The organism is Nocardioides caldifontis, assembly GCF_008087345.1.
In the GTDB taxonomy this organism is placed as follows: Bacteria; Actinomycetota; Actinomycetes; order Propionibacteriales; family Nocardioidaceae; genus Marmoricola_A; species Marmoricola_A caldifontis.
This window is the reverse complement of sequence record NZ_VHIB01000008.1, coordinates 149059-163369: the sequence shown is the minus strand read 5'-3', so window position 1 is coordinate 163369 and position 14311 is coordinate 149059. Positions and strand designations below refer to the sequence as shown.

The 14311-nt window shown below is 72.4% G+C and carries 11 protein-coding genes; 4 read left to right on the top strand and 7 right to left on the bottom strand.

Going from position 1 to position 14311, the window contains the following annotated elements; translation table 11 throughout:
• Window positions 1-370: 370 nt before the first annotated feature.
• The 3 genes from FIP57_RS15055 to FIP57_RS15045 form a co-directional block, all read right to left on the bottom strand.
• Window positions 371-3163, bottom strand: a complete 2793-nt coding sequence (locus FIP57_RS15055; RefSeq protein WP_148574361.1) for an ATP-binding protein — start codon at window positions 3161-3163, stop codon at window positions 371-373.
• An 87-nt stretch (window positions 3164-3250) separates the two neighbouring features.
• Complete coding sequence (locus tag FIP57_RS15050; RefSeq protein ID WP_148574360.1) at window positions 3251-3727, bottom strand: DUF456 domain-containing protein; 477 nt, start codon at window positions 3725-3727, stop codon at window positions 3251-3253.
• A gap of 77 nt (window positions 3728-3804) precedes the next feature.
• On the bottom strand, window positions 3805-4029 hold the full coding sequence (locus tag FIP57_RS15045; RefSeq protein ID WP_148574359.1) for a DUF7455 domain-containing protein: 225 nt from the start codon (window positions 4027-4029) through the stop codon (window positions 3805-3807).
• 341 nt (window positions 4030-4370) lie between these two features.
• Here FIP57_RS15045 and FIP57_RS15040 point away from each other — a divergent pair, with 341 nt between their 5' ends.
• Both FIP57_RS15040 and FIP57_RS15035 read left to right on the top strand, forming a co-directional pair.
• Window positions 4371-6497: a DNA gyrase/topoisomerase IV subunit B gene (locus tag FIP57_RS15040; protein ID WP_203231286.1), complete on the top strand. Its 2127-nt coding sequence runs from the start codon at window positions 4371-4373 to the stop codon at window positions 6495-6497.
• Complete coding sequence (locus FIP57_RS15035) at window positions 6494-6697, top strand: hypothetical protein (protein WP_148574358.1); 204 nt, start codon at window positions 6494-6496, stop codon at window positions 6695-6697. The genes FIP57_RS15040 and FIP57_RS15035 overlap by 4 nt, the downstream gene beginning before the upstream one ends.
• Window positions 6698-6718: 21 nt before the next feature.
• Here FIP57_RS15035 and FIP57_RS15030 read toward each other — a convergent pair whose 3' ends face one another.
• On the bottom strand, window positions 6719-7216 hold the full coding sequence (locus tag FIP57_RS15030; protein ID WP_238993495.1) for a beta-class carbonic anhydrase: 498 nt from the start codon (window positions 7214-7216) through the stop codon (window positions 6719-6721).
• A gap of 111 nt (window positions 7217-7327) precedes the next feature.
• On the opposite strand from FIP57_RS15030, the gene FIP57_RS15025 reads away from it, so the two are divergent.
• Together FIP57_RS15025 and FIP57_RS15020 are read left to right on the top strand one after the other, a co-directional pair.
• On the top strand, window positions 7328-7831 hold the full coding sequence (locus FIP57_RS15025; protein WP_148574356.1) for an NfeD family protein: 504 nt from the start codon (window positions 7328-7330) through the stop codon (window positions 7829-7831).
• Between the two features lie 17 nt (window positions 7832-7848).
• Window positions 7849-9345, top strand: a complete 1497-nt coding sequence (locus tag FIP57_RS15020; RefSeq protein ID WP_148574355.1) for a flotillin family protein — start codon at window positions 7849-7851, stop codon at window positions 9343-9345.
• A gap of 15 nt (window positions 9346-9360) precedes the next feature.
• Here the strand turns inward: FIP57_RS15020 and FIP57_RS15015 are convergent, their stop codons facing one another.
• Genes FIP57_RS15015 through FIP57_RS15005 form a run of 3 tightly spaced genes read right to left on the bottom strand, consistent with a single transcriptional unit; the run spans window position 9361 to window position 14290 of the window.
• The gene (locus FIP57_RS15015) at window positions 9361-11139 is read right to left on the bottom strand and encodes an MFS transporter (protein WP_148574354.1); all 1779 of its coding nucleotides are present in this window, start codon (window positions 11137-11139) and stop codon (window positions 9361-9363) included.
• The gene (locus tag FIP57_RS15010) at window positions 11136-11837 is read right to left on the bottom strand and encodes an LppX_LprAFG lipoprotein (protein ID WP_148574353.1); all 702 of its coding nucleotides are present in this window, start codon (window positions 11835-11837) and stop codon (window positions 11136-11138) included. Before FIP57_RS15010 ends, FIP57_RS15015 begins: the two co-directional genes overlap by 4 nt.
• Window positions 11834-14290, bottom strand: a complete 2457-nt coding sequence (locus FIP57_RS15005) for a DNA gyrase/topoisomerase IV subunit A (protein WP_148574352.1) — start codon at window positions 14288-14290, stop codon at window positions 11834-11836. The genes FIP57_RS15010 and FIP57_RS15005 overlap by 4 nt, the downstream gene beginning before the upstream one ends.
• Window positions 14291-14311 lie beyond the last annotated feature (21 nt).

Below are 14311 nucleotides of genomic sequence, written 5' to 3'. Positions count from 1 at the left end.
GATACACAGGCGAGGCCCCCGGTGGTGTCTTTGGGAGAGACGCGGCCGGGGGCCTTGCCGTGTCCCGGGGGAGGCGCCGGCCCGGGGTGTGACCGCGCTGACACGAAGTTGTTCACGCGAAGGCTCAAGTGACATCGGCTGCCTGCCGATGCTGGAAGTGGCGGCCGGTAGGGCCGCCGCAGCACGGGCGGTGGGGAGGCCATCCGTGCACCAGGCGAGGCGGGCTGCGAGGTCTGCCACGTGTGAGGTCCCGGATCTTCGTTGGGAGGCGAAGCCCGGGACCTTCCTGCTTTTCGGCGCGCCACGAGGGGCGGTTCAACACCGTCCACGCGCGCCACGAGGGGCGGCTCGACACTCCTTGGGTGCGGGCTCAGCCCCGGACCGCGAGCCGTTCGGCCTGGTAGGTGTCGAGGGCCTCGCACGCCCGTGGCGCGGCCTCACGGAGCTCCTCCAGCACGGGCGCGGCGTCCGTGGTGCGCCCCTCGTCGGCGAGCTCCTCGAGCCGCCGGCTCACGTCGGCGACCTGCTTGGCCCCGAGGTTGAGGGCGCTGCCCTTGAGCTTGTGGGCGGCCGCGCGGAGAGCGGCGGCGTCCTCGTCGGCGACCGCCTTCCCCAGCTCGGCGAGCACGTCGGGCATCCCCTTGACGAAGTTGCCGACGGCCCGCTCCACCAGCGGCACGGCCCGCTCGCCGAGGGCGAGCAGCTCGTCGATGCGCCCCGGGTCCAACGCCGGGACCGACGGGGCCGGGGGCTCCTCGACGACCTCGGGGACGGCAGTCGGAGTCGCGGCGTACCGGCGCAGCACCGCCTCGAGCCGGGCGCTGGTGACCGGCTTGGTGAGGAAGTCGTCCATGCCGGCGGCGAGGCAGCGCTCGCGCTCGCCCTCGATCGCCGAGGCGGTCATCGCGACGATCGGCACCCGGTGCCCCTCGGGCTCCTCGGCGCGGATCTGCCGGGAAGCGGCGTAGCCGTCCATCCCCGGCATCTGGAGGTCCATCAGCACGGCGTGGTAGCGGCGGCCGTGCACCAGCTTGACGGCCTCCTCGCCGGTCGGGGCGACCTCGGCCGTGTAGCCGAGCGCCTCGAGCAGCCCGAGGGCGACGAGCTGGTTGATCTCGTTGTCCTCGACGACGAGCACGTGGCCCAGCCGGCTGCTCGTGGAGGCGGGCGACGGCGCGGCGCCGGGGCGGCTGCTGGTGGTCTCGACGGTGGACGCCGCGGCGAACCGGGCGGTGAACCAGAAGGTGCTGCCGGCGTCGGGGGTGCTCTCCACCCCCAGCTCGCCGCCCAGGGCGCTGACCAGCTGCCGGGCGATCGCGAGCCCCAGACCGGTGCCGCCGAAGGTGCGGGTGGTCGAGGCGTCGGCCTGGCGGAAGGGTTCGAAGAGCCGTTGCCGCTGGGGCTCGCTGATCCCGATCCCGGTGTCGGCGACCTCGAAGCGGAGGGTGACCTCGTCGGGGGCCTGCTCGACGACGGTGGCGTGCACGTCGACGCCACCCTCGCGGGTGAACTTCACGGCGTTGGAGACCAGGTTCGACAACACCTGGCCGAGGCGGGTCGGGTCGCCCACCACGCGGGCGGGGACATCGGGGTCGACGCGGATCTCCATCGCCAGCCCCTTGTCGCGGGCCGACGACGCGAGCATCGTCGTGACCTGGTCGAAGACGCCGCGCACCTCGAACTCGACCGCCTCGAGCTCGAGCTCGCCGGCCTCGATCTTGGAGAAGTCGAGGATGTCGTTGATCAGCCCGAGCAGCGCCTGGCCGGCGATCTGGACCCCCTGCGCCAGCCGCCGCTGGTGCGGGTCGAGGTCGGTGCGGAGCAACAGCTCGTTGAGCCCGATCACCCCGTTCATCGGCGTGCGGATCTCGTGGCTCATCGTGGCCAGGAACCGCGACTTCAGCCGGGAGGCCTCCATGGCGGCGTCGCGCGCCGACGCCAGCTCCTTGGCGGCCTGCTCGCGCTCGGCCACACGGGCCAGCTGGTCGGAGACCTGGCCGACCAGGGAGCGGAGCATGGCGTGCCGCTCGAAGGGGCTGCACGCGGTGATGACGACCACCAGGAGTGGCTCGCCGCCGAGGACGAGCGGGAAGCCGATCGAGGGGGTCTCCGGGTGGGCGGTCTCCTCGAAGACCACCCCGCCCTTCTCCAGGACCCGCTCGGCGAGTGCCCGCTCGACCGGCGTGGGCTCCTCCTGCGCGGCCTCGACGCCGCGGTAGACCTCGAGGTCGCGGGTGCCGTCGGCCCCCGGGACGACCTCGAACCCCACCGCGCGCTGCCAGTCGTCGTGGCCGAGGAGCGCTTCGCGGACGGTCGCGAGCGCCTCGGCGAGGGTGGCCGACTCGTTCGCCGCGGCGGCCATCACCTGCATCAGGGTGTTGAGCACCACGGAGTCGAGCAGCTGCAGCTCGGTCTCCTTGAGGTCGGTGACCTCTTGGACGGTGCCGCGCATCCGGACGGGTCGGCCCTGGTCGTCGTGCTGGGTGCGCCCGAGCCCGCGGAACCAGCCGATGCTGCCGTCCTTGCGCACGTAGCGGAAGTCGAGGCCGTACCCGGGCTGGCCGAGCCGCGCGTTGCGCATGGACTCCTCGAGCACCGGCTGGTCGTCGGGGTGGATCCGGCGGAAGAACCCCTCGAGGGACGGCACGTAGGTGGCGGGGTCGACGTCGAAGATCACGTACATCTGGCGCGACCACTGGAGCCGGTCGGTGCGCAGGTCGAGCTCCCAGCTGCCGAGCCGCGCGATGGCCTGGGCCTCGTCGAGCTGCTCGCGGCTCGAGGAGAGCTCGTGGAGCAGCACGCGCAGCCGCGCGTCGTGGGTCAGGCGGTAGACGAAGCCGGAGATCTCACCGGTCTCGTCGAGGAGCACGCTCTCGCTGACCACCAGCCGCACCGGCGTGCCGTCGGGGCGGTGGTAGACGCACTCGACGTCCTCGAGGTTCGGCCCGGTCCGGCGCACCTGCTCGAGGTGGGCGGCGAACTCCTCGCGCCCCTGCGCGTCGAGGACGTCGAAGAGCGACAACCCCTCCATCTCGGCGGGGGACCGGCCGAGCAGCTCGGCGGTCCGGGGGTTGGCGAAGAGCGTGCGGCCGGTGGGGTCGCAGACCCAGATCCCGTCCACGGCCGAGTCCACGACATGGCGGAAGAAAGCAGCATCCGTCACGCGTCGCCCGCTTCCACCGTGGTCACCCCTCCACAGTAGGCGGAACGGCGGCCCGCCGGACTGGTTTGGACCGGATGGGGGTCCGGTTCACGTCGTGAAGGCGGCGACGAGCCACAGCACGGCCGCGCACATCCCGGCCGCGAGCTCGATGAGCAGCGAGAGCCCGACCGCTTTCAACGCAGTCAGGGTCGCCGGCCACGCGGCGTGGCTGCCGAGCCGCTGGAGCTCGGAGAGGTAGATCCCGACGACGAAGCCGAGCACGAGCCCCACGACCGGCACCACGAAGAACCCGACGACGCCCAGGACGCCGCCGGCGAGGAGCGTGCGGTTCGGGATCCCGCTCGCCTTCAGGTTCCGCCCGGGTACGGCGTACTTGACCACCGTGCCGACGACGAGCACGGCCACCGCGGCCAGGGCGAACCCCCACGCGGTCCCGCCGCCGACGTACCACGCCCAGCCGAGGGCAGCGGCGCCGATCAGGAGGGTGCCCGGCAGGAGCGGGACGACGATGCCGACCAGCCCGACCGCGATCGTCAGCGCGGCGAGGACGTCGGCGGTCTGCACGCGCTCACCCTAGGCGGTGGGGAAACGGACGAGGCCCCGGCGGTGCCGGGGCCTCGTGACGTCTCGTGCGTGGCGTCTCAGCGCTCGCTCTCCGAGCGGGTCGGCGAGTCGAGGAGCTTCGAGGTCTCGTCGTGCACGTTGACCGCGACCTTCTTCAGCTTCTCGCCGTGCTCACGCGCGTGGTGGGCGCAGAAGAGCAGCTCGCTCCCGCTGGCGAGGTGGACGCGGAGGTAGGCCTGGGCGCCGCAGCGATCGCAACGGTCGCTCGCGGTCAGGGGGCTGGGTGCAACAGCAGTGGTCACGGTGGCCTTTCCCTTCTGTCCTGGGTCGCCCCGGTCGACTCTGATGGTCGCCGTGAGTGTTCCTTCGGCTCAACAATCCAAACACGGGGGTTGATTCCTGCCCCGAGCGGTCCTGGTCGTGAGACCGGGTGAACTCGCTCACAGGCGGGGTTCGGTCAGCGTGCGCGGACGGATGGGCCTGGGTCGTCGTGGGTCGTGGTGTCTTCCGGAGGGTCGTGCGGTTCGGATGGCGTTCAGTGTGTGCGCACTCTGCCACGAGTGTGCGGCCGACCCGCCCGACTTCGTCGATATCGATCCTGCAACGACAGGTATACCCCGGTGGCCAAGCGGCCGCCCGGCGCGTGGCGCACGGATCGTCGGAGCCGCTCGATACGCTTTCCGACGTCCGTCACGCACGCCGGAGGCCCACGATCGACAACACCTACAACGCCCAGCACCTCCTCGTCCTCGAGGGGCTCGAGGCGGTCCGCAAGCGGCCCGGGATGTACATCGGGTCCACCGACACGCGCGGGCTCATGCACTGCCTGTGGGAGATCATCGACAACTCCGTCGACGAGGCGCTGGCCGGCTTCTGCACCACGATCGACGTCACGCTGCACCCCGACGGGTCGGCGGAGGTGCACGACGACGGCCGTGGCATCCCGGTGGACAAGGAGCCCAAGACGGGGCTCTCCGGTGTCGAGGTCGTGTTCACCAAGCTCCACGCGGGCGGCAAGTTCGGCGGCGGCTCCTACAACGCCACCGGCGGCCTCCACGGCGTGGGCTCCTCGGTCGTCAACGCGCTCTCCGCGCGGCTCGACGTCGAGGTGGACCGGGGTGCGGCCACCCAGCACATGTCGTTCCAGCGGGGTGCGCCCGGCGTGTTCCACGGCGAGGGGCCGACGGCGACGTTCGAGCCCGGCTCCGGGCTCCACAAGGGCAAGCGGCTGAAGAAGGGCGTGACCGGCACCCGCATCCGGTTCTGGCCCGACAAGCAGATCTTCACCAAGGACGCGAGCTTCGTCTTCGACGACCTGGTGACCCGGGCCCGGCAGACCTCCTTCATCGTCCCCGGCCTCGAGCTGGTGATCCGCGACCTGCGCGGCCCCGAGCCGGCCGAGGAGAAGTTCAAGCACGACGGCGGCATCGCGGAGTACTGCGAGTTCCTCACCCATGGCGAGCCGGTCACCGAGGTGCTCCGGCTCCAGGGGAAGGACCGGTTCACCGAGACGGTCCCGCTGCTCGACGAGAAGGGGCACATGACCCCGCAGGACGTCGAGCGCGAGCTCGACGTCGACGTGGCGCTGCGCTGGGACAGCGGCTACGACACCGAGATCCGCTCCTACGTCAACGTGATCGCCACCCCGAAGGGCGGCACCCACGTCGGGGGATTCGAGGCGGCGGTCACCCGGGCGTTCAACGACGTGCTCCGCGAGACCAAGACCCTTAAGGTCGCCGAGCCCGACGTGGTCAAGGACGACGTGCTGGAGGGGCTGACCGCGGTGGTCACCGTGCGGCTCGCCGAGCCGCAGTTCGAGGGGCAGACCAAGGAGGTGCTCGGCACCCCGGCGGCCCGCTCGATCGTGCGGAAGGTCGTCAACGCGGAGCTGAAGAAGTTCCTCACCTCGAGCAAGCGGGCGGAGAAGGCGCAGGCGAAGCTGGTCCTCGAGAAGGTCGCGAACGCCTCGCGGACCCGGATCGCGGCCCGGCAGCAGCGCGACAACCAGCGGCGCAAGAGCGCGCTGGAGTCCTCCGCGCTTCCCGCCAAGCTCGCCGACTGCCGGTCGAGCGACAACGAGCGCACCGAGCTGTTCATCGTCGAGGGCGACTCGGCTCTCGGCACCGCGAAGCTGGCCCGCAACTCCGAGTTCCAGGCGCTGCTCCCGATCCGGGGCAAGATCCTCAACGTCCAGAAGGCGTCGGTCGGCGACATGCTGAAGAACGCCGAGTGCGCCTCGATCATCCAGGTCGTCGGCGCCGGATCGGGGCGGACCTTCGACCTCGAGCAGGCGCGCTACGGGCGGATCGTGTTCATGGCCGACGCCGACTCCGACGGAGCCCACATCCGCTGCCTCCTGACGACCCTGTTCTTCAAGTACATGCCCGAGCTGATCACCGAGGGCCGGGTCTTCTCCGCGGTGCCGCCGCTGCACCGCATCGAGCTGACCAACCCGAAGAAGGGGATGGCGAAGTACGTCTACACCTACTCCGACGCCGAGCTGCAGCGGAAGCTCGCCGAGCTGACGAAGAAGGGGTTGCGCTGGAAGGACCCCGTGCAGCGCTACAAGGGGCTCGGTGAGATGGACGCCGACCAGCTCGCGGAGACGACGATGGACCCGCGCCACCGGACGTTGCGGCGGATCACCGTCGACGACGCCCAGGCGGCCGCCTCGGTCTTCGAGCTGCTGATGGGCAGCGAGGTCGCACCCCGCAAGGAGTTCATCGTCGCGGGCGCCTACGAGATCGACTCCGAGCTGATCGACGCGTGAACGAGCTGCTGCTGGTCGTCCTCGCCGTCGTCGGCGGGCTCGTCGCCCTGCAGGTGCTCTACCTCCTGGTCCGGCTCGCGGTGCGCGACGGGATCCTCGCCGCCGACCGGATCCGTGAGCGGCGCGAGGCCGACCAGCGCCGCCAGGAGGCGCTCGACGAGGCCCGGCGCACGTCGTACCGCCTGGACCCGCCGGAGTAGCCCGGTCCGGGGCGGGGCCGGTCAGACCTTCCGGTCGAGCAGCCCGGTGTCGACGTCGTAGATGAAGCCGCCGACCTTCACCCTCTCGGGCACCAGCGGGTGCGAGGTCACCCGGCGCACGTCGGAGCGGAGCGTGCGCACCTGGTCGTCGACCACGTGGAACCGCTGCCAGGTGGTGTCCATCCCGGCCGAGGCGGCCACCCGCTCGTGGAGCTCGTCCTCGGTGCTGGACGCCACCGCGCACCGGGTGTGCGGCACCACCAGCACCCGGTCGACGTTGAGCAGGTGCACCGCGAGCACCAGCGCCTCGAGGGCGGCGTCGGTCACGCGCCCACCCGGGTTGCGGAAGATCTTGGCGTCGCCCGCCTTCAGCCCGAGGAGGCCGAGGGGGTCGATGCGGGAGTCCATGCAGGTCACGATCGCGACCCCGGCGTGGGCGATGCCGTCGAATCCGGCGAGCGCGAACGACTCGGCGAAGCGGCGGTTGGCAGCGAGGAGGTCCTTGAACTCGTCGGTCACGGGGGTGACGCTACCCGGGCGCTCCGGGCGGAGGACGGCACCGTCTGGTTTCATGGGCCGACCGAGTGGCGGGCGCTGCGCCCGCCCGCAGGCCGGGACGGGGGAGCGAGCATGACCGTGTTCCTCGTCCTGGGCGTCGTCGGCCTCGTCCTGCTCGGCGTCTCGCTGGTCCTGGGCGACGTCCTCGACGGCGCTCTCGACGTCGTCGCCGGGGACGCCTTCTCGACCGCCGTCATCGGCGCCTTCGTCTCGGCGTTCGGCTTCGGTGCCGCGGCGGTCGAGGCCGCCGGGTTCGGCATGGTGGTCGCGCTCCCGGTCGGGCTGGTGGCCGGCGTCGCGTTCGGCTGGTTCGCCGCCTGGTTGACCCGGCTCCTGCGCGGTGGCGGGACGGATGCGCCGCCGAGCACCGCCGACACGGTCGGTCGTGAGGGGCAGGTCGTCACCGGGATCCCGGCGGAGGGCTTCGGGGTCGTCCGGGTGTACGTCGACGGCCAGCTGCTCCGGCTCAACGCGCGCGCCGACTCCGCGATCGAGGTCGGCACCGCGGTCCACGTCACCGGTGTCCTCTCGCCCACGGCGGTCACCGTCGCCCCCGTCTGGAACGAACTTCCCTGACCTGAAGGAGATCTGTCGTGGACTCGTTGCTCGTGCCGCTCGGCGGCCTCGTCGTCCTGCTGGTGCTCGTCGTGCTGCTGGTGACGAGCCGCTACAAGGTCGCGGGGCCCAACCAGGCGTTCATCGTCACCGGGCGCAAGGGCAAGGCGGTGCTCAACCCGGAGACGGGCGCGCTGACCACCGACCTGTCGGGGCAGAAGGTGATCCTCGGCGGCGGCACCTTCGTGATCCCGTTCGTGCAGAAGCTGGCGACGATGGACCTGTCGTCGCGGCGGATCTCGGTGCAGATCCGCGGTGCGGTCTCCGGGCAGGGGATCAAGCTCAACGTCGAAGGTGTGGCGATCGTCAAGGTGGGCGGCAACGCCGACCAGATCCGGCTCGCCGCCCAGCGGTTCCTCAGCCAGCAGCAGGACATCGAGCCGTTCACCCAGGAGGTGCTCGCCGGTGCGCTGCGCTCGATCGTCGGCGGGCTCACCGTGGAGCAGATCATCCGTGACCGGGCGGCGTTCGCCCAGCGCGTGGCCGACGAGTCGGAGAACTCCCTGACCGGCCAGGGGCTGATCCTCGACACCTTCCAGATCCAGGACGTCACCGACGACGGCAGCTACCTCGCCGACCTCGGTCGCCCGGAGGCGGCCCGGATCCAGCAGGCGGCGTCGATCGCCGAGGCGAACGCTCGCCAGGCGGCGGAGCAGGCCCGGATCAAGGCGGAGGAGGAGATCGCGGTCTCGCAGCGCGCGCTGGCGCTCCGGCAGGCCGAGATCAAGGCCGAGACCGACGCCGCGGCCGCCAATGCCGCCTCCGCCGGCCCGCTGGCCCAGGCCGACCGCGACCAGGCGATCCTCACCGAGCAGGAGAAGGTGGCGGTGCGGCAGGCCGCGCTCACCGAGCGGCAGCTCGAGACCGAGGTGCGCAAGCCGGCCGACGCCCAGCGCTACCGGGTGGAGCAGGAGGCCGAGGCGAACCGGTCCGCGGAGATCGCCGCCGCGGAGGCACGCAAGGCGGCCTCGATCGCGGCCGCGCAGGCGAAGGCCGAGGAGGCCCGGCTGACCGGTGAGGCCGAGAAGTCGCGCAGGGCCGCGCTCGCCGAGGCCGAGGCGATCGAGGGTGCCCGGCGCGGTGAGGCGGAGAAGGCCCGACGGACCGCCGAGGCCGACGCGACCCGGGCCGAGGGCGAGGCGCAGGCGGCCGCGGTGCTCGCGGTCGGGCAGGCCGAGGCCGAGGCGATGGACAAGCGCGCCGAGGCGTTCGCGCACTACAACGAGGCAGCCGTGCTCCAGATGCTCATCGAGGTGCTGCCACGCATCGCCAAGGAGGTCGCGGCCCCGATCGGCGCCATCGACCAGCTCACCGTCCTCTCCACCGACGGCGCCGGCGCGCTGCCGAAGCAGGTGAACGACAACATCGTGCAGACGCTGCAGATGCTGAAGACCTCCACCGGGCTGGACCTCGAGGAGATGATCCACCGCTCGGTGGGGCGTGCCCGGAGCGAGGCCGCCGTCGACCCGGCCTGACCACCGGGACCGGGTTCAGCCGATGCCCGCCTCCAGCGGCGAGCTCCGCACCGCGCGGGTTTCGGCGCCCCGGAACAGCACCACGGCCGAGACGGCCGCCAACGCGCAGCAGACGGCGGCGCCGAGGAAGATCACCTGGAGCTCCGTCAGCCCGGCCTCGCGGAGGATCAGGGTGAACTCCGAGCACTTGCTGACGCCTTCCCCGCAGACGTCCATGGGGGCGGGCAGGTCGGCCTGCTCCGCGTAGTACTGCCGCATCCCGAGCGTGGTCAGCGCGCTGATCCCGACGAGCATCCCGACCATCCGCGCGACCACGAGCAGCGCGCTCGCGATGCCGTGCACCTCGAGGGCGGTGCTGGCCAGGAGCGCCGCGTTGACGGGCGCGATCGCGAGCCCGAACCCGAAGCCGGCCACCGCCAGCGGCACGGTCGTCCACGCGCTCTCCAGCGTCGTCAGCCCCCAGGTGGACATCTGCCAGAAGGACACCCCGGCGAGCACCATGCCGGCCGCCGTCACCACCCCGGCCGGGGCGCGGTGGGTCAGCCAGCCGCCCACGACCGCGCCGACGGGAAGCGCGACCAGGAAGCGAACCAGGACCAGCGCCGCGGCGAGCTGGGAGTCCGGGTGGACGGTGATCCGCGCGAAGATCGGGATGTCGACCAGCGCGGCGATCAGCGCGCTGCCGACGAAGAAGCTGACCACGAGCGACCCCCACGCCGGCAGCGCCGCCAGCGACCGACGCGGCACCAGCGGGTCGCGGGCCACCCGGTTGCGCCACCAGAAGCCGGCGGCGGCGACCGCGGCCACGACGAGGAGGTAGGGGCCGAGGGGGGAGAAGACCTGCACCTCGGGATCCGCCGAGGCGAAGGCGACGATCACGCACCCGAGCGCCAGCGAGAGCAGCGCGGCGCCCGCGGCGTCGACGCGTCGGGACACGGCCGCCCAGCCGCGCAGGTCGACCAGAGGGTGGCGGGCCGTCAGGCAGCGGGCCACCAGCAGCACGAGGAGGCCGGCCGTGGCGAGCCCGGCGGGCGCCAGCCACCGGGTCTCACCGACGAGCGGCACGAACGCCAGCCCGAGCGTGACGTCGCGGGCGATCGCGTCCGGCTCGAGCATCGTCAGCAGCAGGCACGCGAGCAGCAGCACGGTGAGGGCCGCCCCCCACCCGTCGCACCGCCGGGCTGTGCCGCTCCGGGCCACCCGGGCCTCGTTCCGCACGGCGCGGAGGGCAGCGGCGAGGACCAGCCCGACGGCCAGGTTCACCCAGAAGATCGAGCGCCAGGAGCCGACGGCGAGCACCACCGCGCCGTACAACGGGCCGAGGACGCTGCCGAGCTCCTGCACCGCGCCCACGATCCCGAGCGGCACGCCGCGACGGTGGGCCGGGTAGATGTCGGCGACCAGGGCCAGCGTCGCGGGCACCAGCCCGCCGCCACCGACGCCCTGGAGGAACCGTCCGGCGACCATCGACGGCAGGTCGTACGCCGCGGCGGTCACCAGGGAGCCCAGCGCGAAGACCGCCAGCGAGCCGAGGAGCACCGGCAGCCGGCCCCGCAGGTCGGCGAGCCGGCCCACGAGCGGCAGCACGGCGACGTACCCGAGCAGGAAGCCGGAGACGATCGGCGCCGCCCGCTGCAGCTCGTCGGCGGAGAGCCCGACCCCGGCCATCATGTCCGGCAGCGCGAGAACGACGACGTAGGTGTCGGCGGCCGCGAACGCCACCGCGACCGTCGCGAAGGCGAGGAGGACCCGGGCTCCGCGGTCGGGCGGCGTCCCGGCGTCGGCCTCGGTCACGGGGCGGTGATGTCCTTCTCGGTGCCGTAGTCGGTGAGCGTGAGGGCGTACTCCACGTCGCCCTGATCGCCGTAGAACGGCCCGACGATCTCCGCGCTCTCGAGGCGGTCGTCGTCGTCGAGGCGGAACGTCACCTCGAACTCCGCCGCCTCGTCGGCGCTGGGGATCACCTCGGCGACGGCCTGCCCCGGGAGGGTGCCGGAGTACGGCGTGAGCACCTTCTCGCCCTCGCGCACGGCGTCGCCCTCCTCGGCGTCCTCGACCGCGGTCAGCCAGGAGGAGAGCCCGGCCTCGGGGTGCATGAGCGCCGCGGGGTCCGGCGCACCGTAGTCGCCGGGGTCGACCTTGTTGAACTTGTTGGTGAACGGCAGCTCGGCCCAGACCGTGCCGTCGACCGAGACCACCGGCACGTCGACGGTGAACCCGTTGGCGCGGACCTTGAGGTCGCCCTCGAACGCCGGGTCGTGGGTGCCCACCCCGACGGCGGACAGCACGCCGTTGACCCCGTCGGGGAGCTTCTCGGTCACCAGCGAGATCGAGACGCCGCTGGTCTCGTCGAGCTGGGTCTTCGCCTCCGCCAGCGGGTCCTCGTTCGCCTCGCCACCGCCGTCACCCTCGTCGTCGCTGCAGCCGGTCACGAGCGCGAGCAGCAGCAGGGGTACGGCGGCCGCCATGCGGGCGGGGGGCGTCGACGTCATGGGGCAACCCTGTCACGGACCGGCCCGGCCACCGCGGCGAGCGGCTGCGACGGCGGCACACCGGAGCCGTCACGCCGTCCCTCGGCGGCGGGCAGGTCGACCGGGGCGCCGGAGTCCGCGGCGGCCCACGCGGGCCCGGTGCCCGCCCAGGCGAGCAGCAGCCGGTCCTCGCCCTTGAGGAACCGGTGGCACCGCACGCCGCCGGTGGCGCGCCCCTTGCCCGGGTATTCCGAGAACGGCGCCACCTTCACCGAGCCGACCTCCGTGCCGGGCAGGGCGGTCCCGGAGCCCGACACCGTGACCACCACGGAGCGGTCGTCGGGGTGGAGCGCGCCGAAGAAGACCACCTGGGCGCCGGTGCCGAGCTTGATCCCGGCGATGCCGCCGCCGCTGCGTCCCTGGGGGCGGACCGCCGACGCGGGGAAGTGCAGCAGCTGGGCGTCGCTGGTCACGAACACGAGCTCCTCCTCGCCGTCGCGCAGCTCCACGGCGCCGACGACGGTGTCGCCCTCGGTGAGCCGCACGACCTCCCACGAGTCGCGGTTGAGCAGCTCGGGGTTGATCCGCTTCACGACTCCCTGTCGGGTGCCGAGCGCCAGCCCGGGGCCCTCCTCGGTGAGCCGGCACAGCGCCAGCGCCTCCTCGCCGCCGTCGAGCGCGAGGAAGGAGTCGAGCGGGGCGCCGCCCTGCAGGTGCGGGGCGTTCGCGGTCGGCGGGAGCGTCGGCAGGTCGAGCACGTCGAGCCGCACCAGGCGGCCGGCGGTGGTGAGCACGCCGACCTGCCCGCGCGCGGTGGCGGCCACGGCCGAGACCACGACGTCGTGGTTGGTCCTCGCCTCGCCGGTGCCCGGCGGCTCGGCGTCGGTGGTGCGGGCGAGCAGCCCGGCGGAGGAGAGCAGCACGAAGCACGGGTCGTCGGCCACCTCGAGCGGCACCGCTGCCGACGGCTGACCGGCCGAGGCCAGCAGCACGGTGCGCCGCGGGGTGCCGTGGGCCTTGGCGACCTCGGCGAGCTCGTCGGAGACCACCTTCCGCAGCTCCGCCTCGTCGGACAGGATCGCGTCGAGCTGGGCGATGAGCTCCTCGAGCTCGGTCTTCTCGGTCTCCAGCTCGAGCCGGGAGAACTTGGTCAGCCGGCGCAGCTGCATGTCGAGGATGTACGTCGCCTGGGGGTCGGAGAGGTCGAAGACCGACATCAGCCGTTCCTTGGCCTCGCCGGAGTTGTCGCTCGACCGGATCAGCTGGATGACCTCGTCGATGTCGAGGATCGCCAGCAGCAGCCCCTCGACCAGGTGCAGCCGGTCGGCGGCCTTGCCGCGGCGGTAGGTCGAGCGGCGGCGCACCACGTCGTAGCGGTGCTGGAGGTAGACCTCGAGGAGCTGCTTGAGCCCGAGGGTGCGGGGCTGCCCGTCGACGAGCGCGACGTTGTTGATCCCGAAGGAGTCCTCCATCGGCGTGAGCTTGTAGAGCTGCTCGAGGATCGCCTCGGGGTTGAACCCGTTCTTGACCTCGATGACGAGCCGGAGCCCCTTCTCGAGGTCGGTGAGGTCCTTGACGTCGGAGATGCCCTGGAGCTTCTTGCCCTGGACGAGCACCTTGATCCGCTCGATGACCTTCTCCGGCCCGACGCCGTACGGCAGCTCGGTGACCACGATGCCCTTGCGGCGCGGCGTCACCGCCTCCACGCGGGCGGTCGCGCGCATCTTGAAGGTGCCGCGCCCGGTCTCGTAGGCCTCGCGCACGCCGGACAGGCCGATGATCTTGCCGCCGGTCGGCAGGTCGGGGCCGGGGACGAACCGCATCAGCGCGTCGAGGTCGGCGCCGGGGTGCTTGATCAGGTGGCGCAGCGCCTGGACGACCTCGACCAGGTTGTGCGGCGCCATGTTGGTCGCCATGCCCACGGCGATGCCGGAGGCGCCGTTGACCAGCAGGTTGGGGATCGCCGCCGGCAGGACCGTCGGCTCGAGCTCGCGCGAGTCGTAGTTGGGCTTGAAGTCGACGGTGTCCTCGTCGATCGAGGTCGTCATCGGCATCGCGGCCGGGGCCATCCGGCACTCGGTGTAGCGCATCGCCGCGGGGCCGGCGTCGGGGGAGCCGAAGTTCCCGTGGCCGTCGACCATCGGCAGCCGCATCGACCACGACTGGACCATCCGCACCAGGGCGTCGTAGATCGCGCCGTCGCCGTGCGGGTGGAGCCGGCCCATCACCTCGCCGACGACGCGGGCCGACTTCACGTGGCCGCGGTCGGGGCGCAGCCCCATGTCGGCCATCGTGTAGAGGATCCGCCGCTGCACCGGCTTCAGCCCGTCGCGCGCGTCGGGGAGCGCGCGGCTGTAGATGACGGAGTAGGCGTACTCCAGGAACGAGGTGCGCATCTCGTCGCCGACGTCGATGTCGACGATGTGCTCCTCGAAGTCGTCGGGGACCAAGGTCGGGGTGCTTCGTCGGGCCACCGACGCATTGTCCCCGAGGGC

Excerpts from the sequence above, each read along its gene's own strand:
- FIP57_RS15025 (WP_148574356.1), top strand. The coding sequence starts at position 7,328 with ATGACCGTGTTCCTCGTCCTGGGCGTCGTCGGCCTCGTCCTGCTCGGC.
- FIP57_RS15010 (WP_148574353.1), bottom strand. The coding sequence starts at position 11,837 with ATGACGTCGACGCCCCCCGCCCGCATGGCGGCCGCCGTACCCCTGCTG.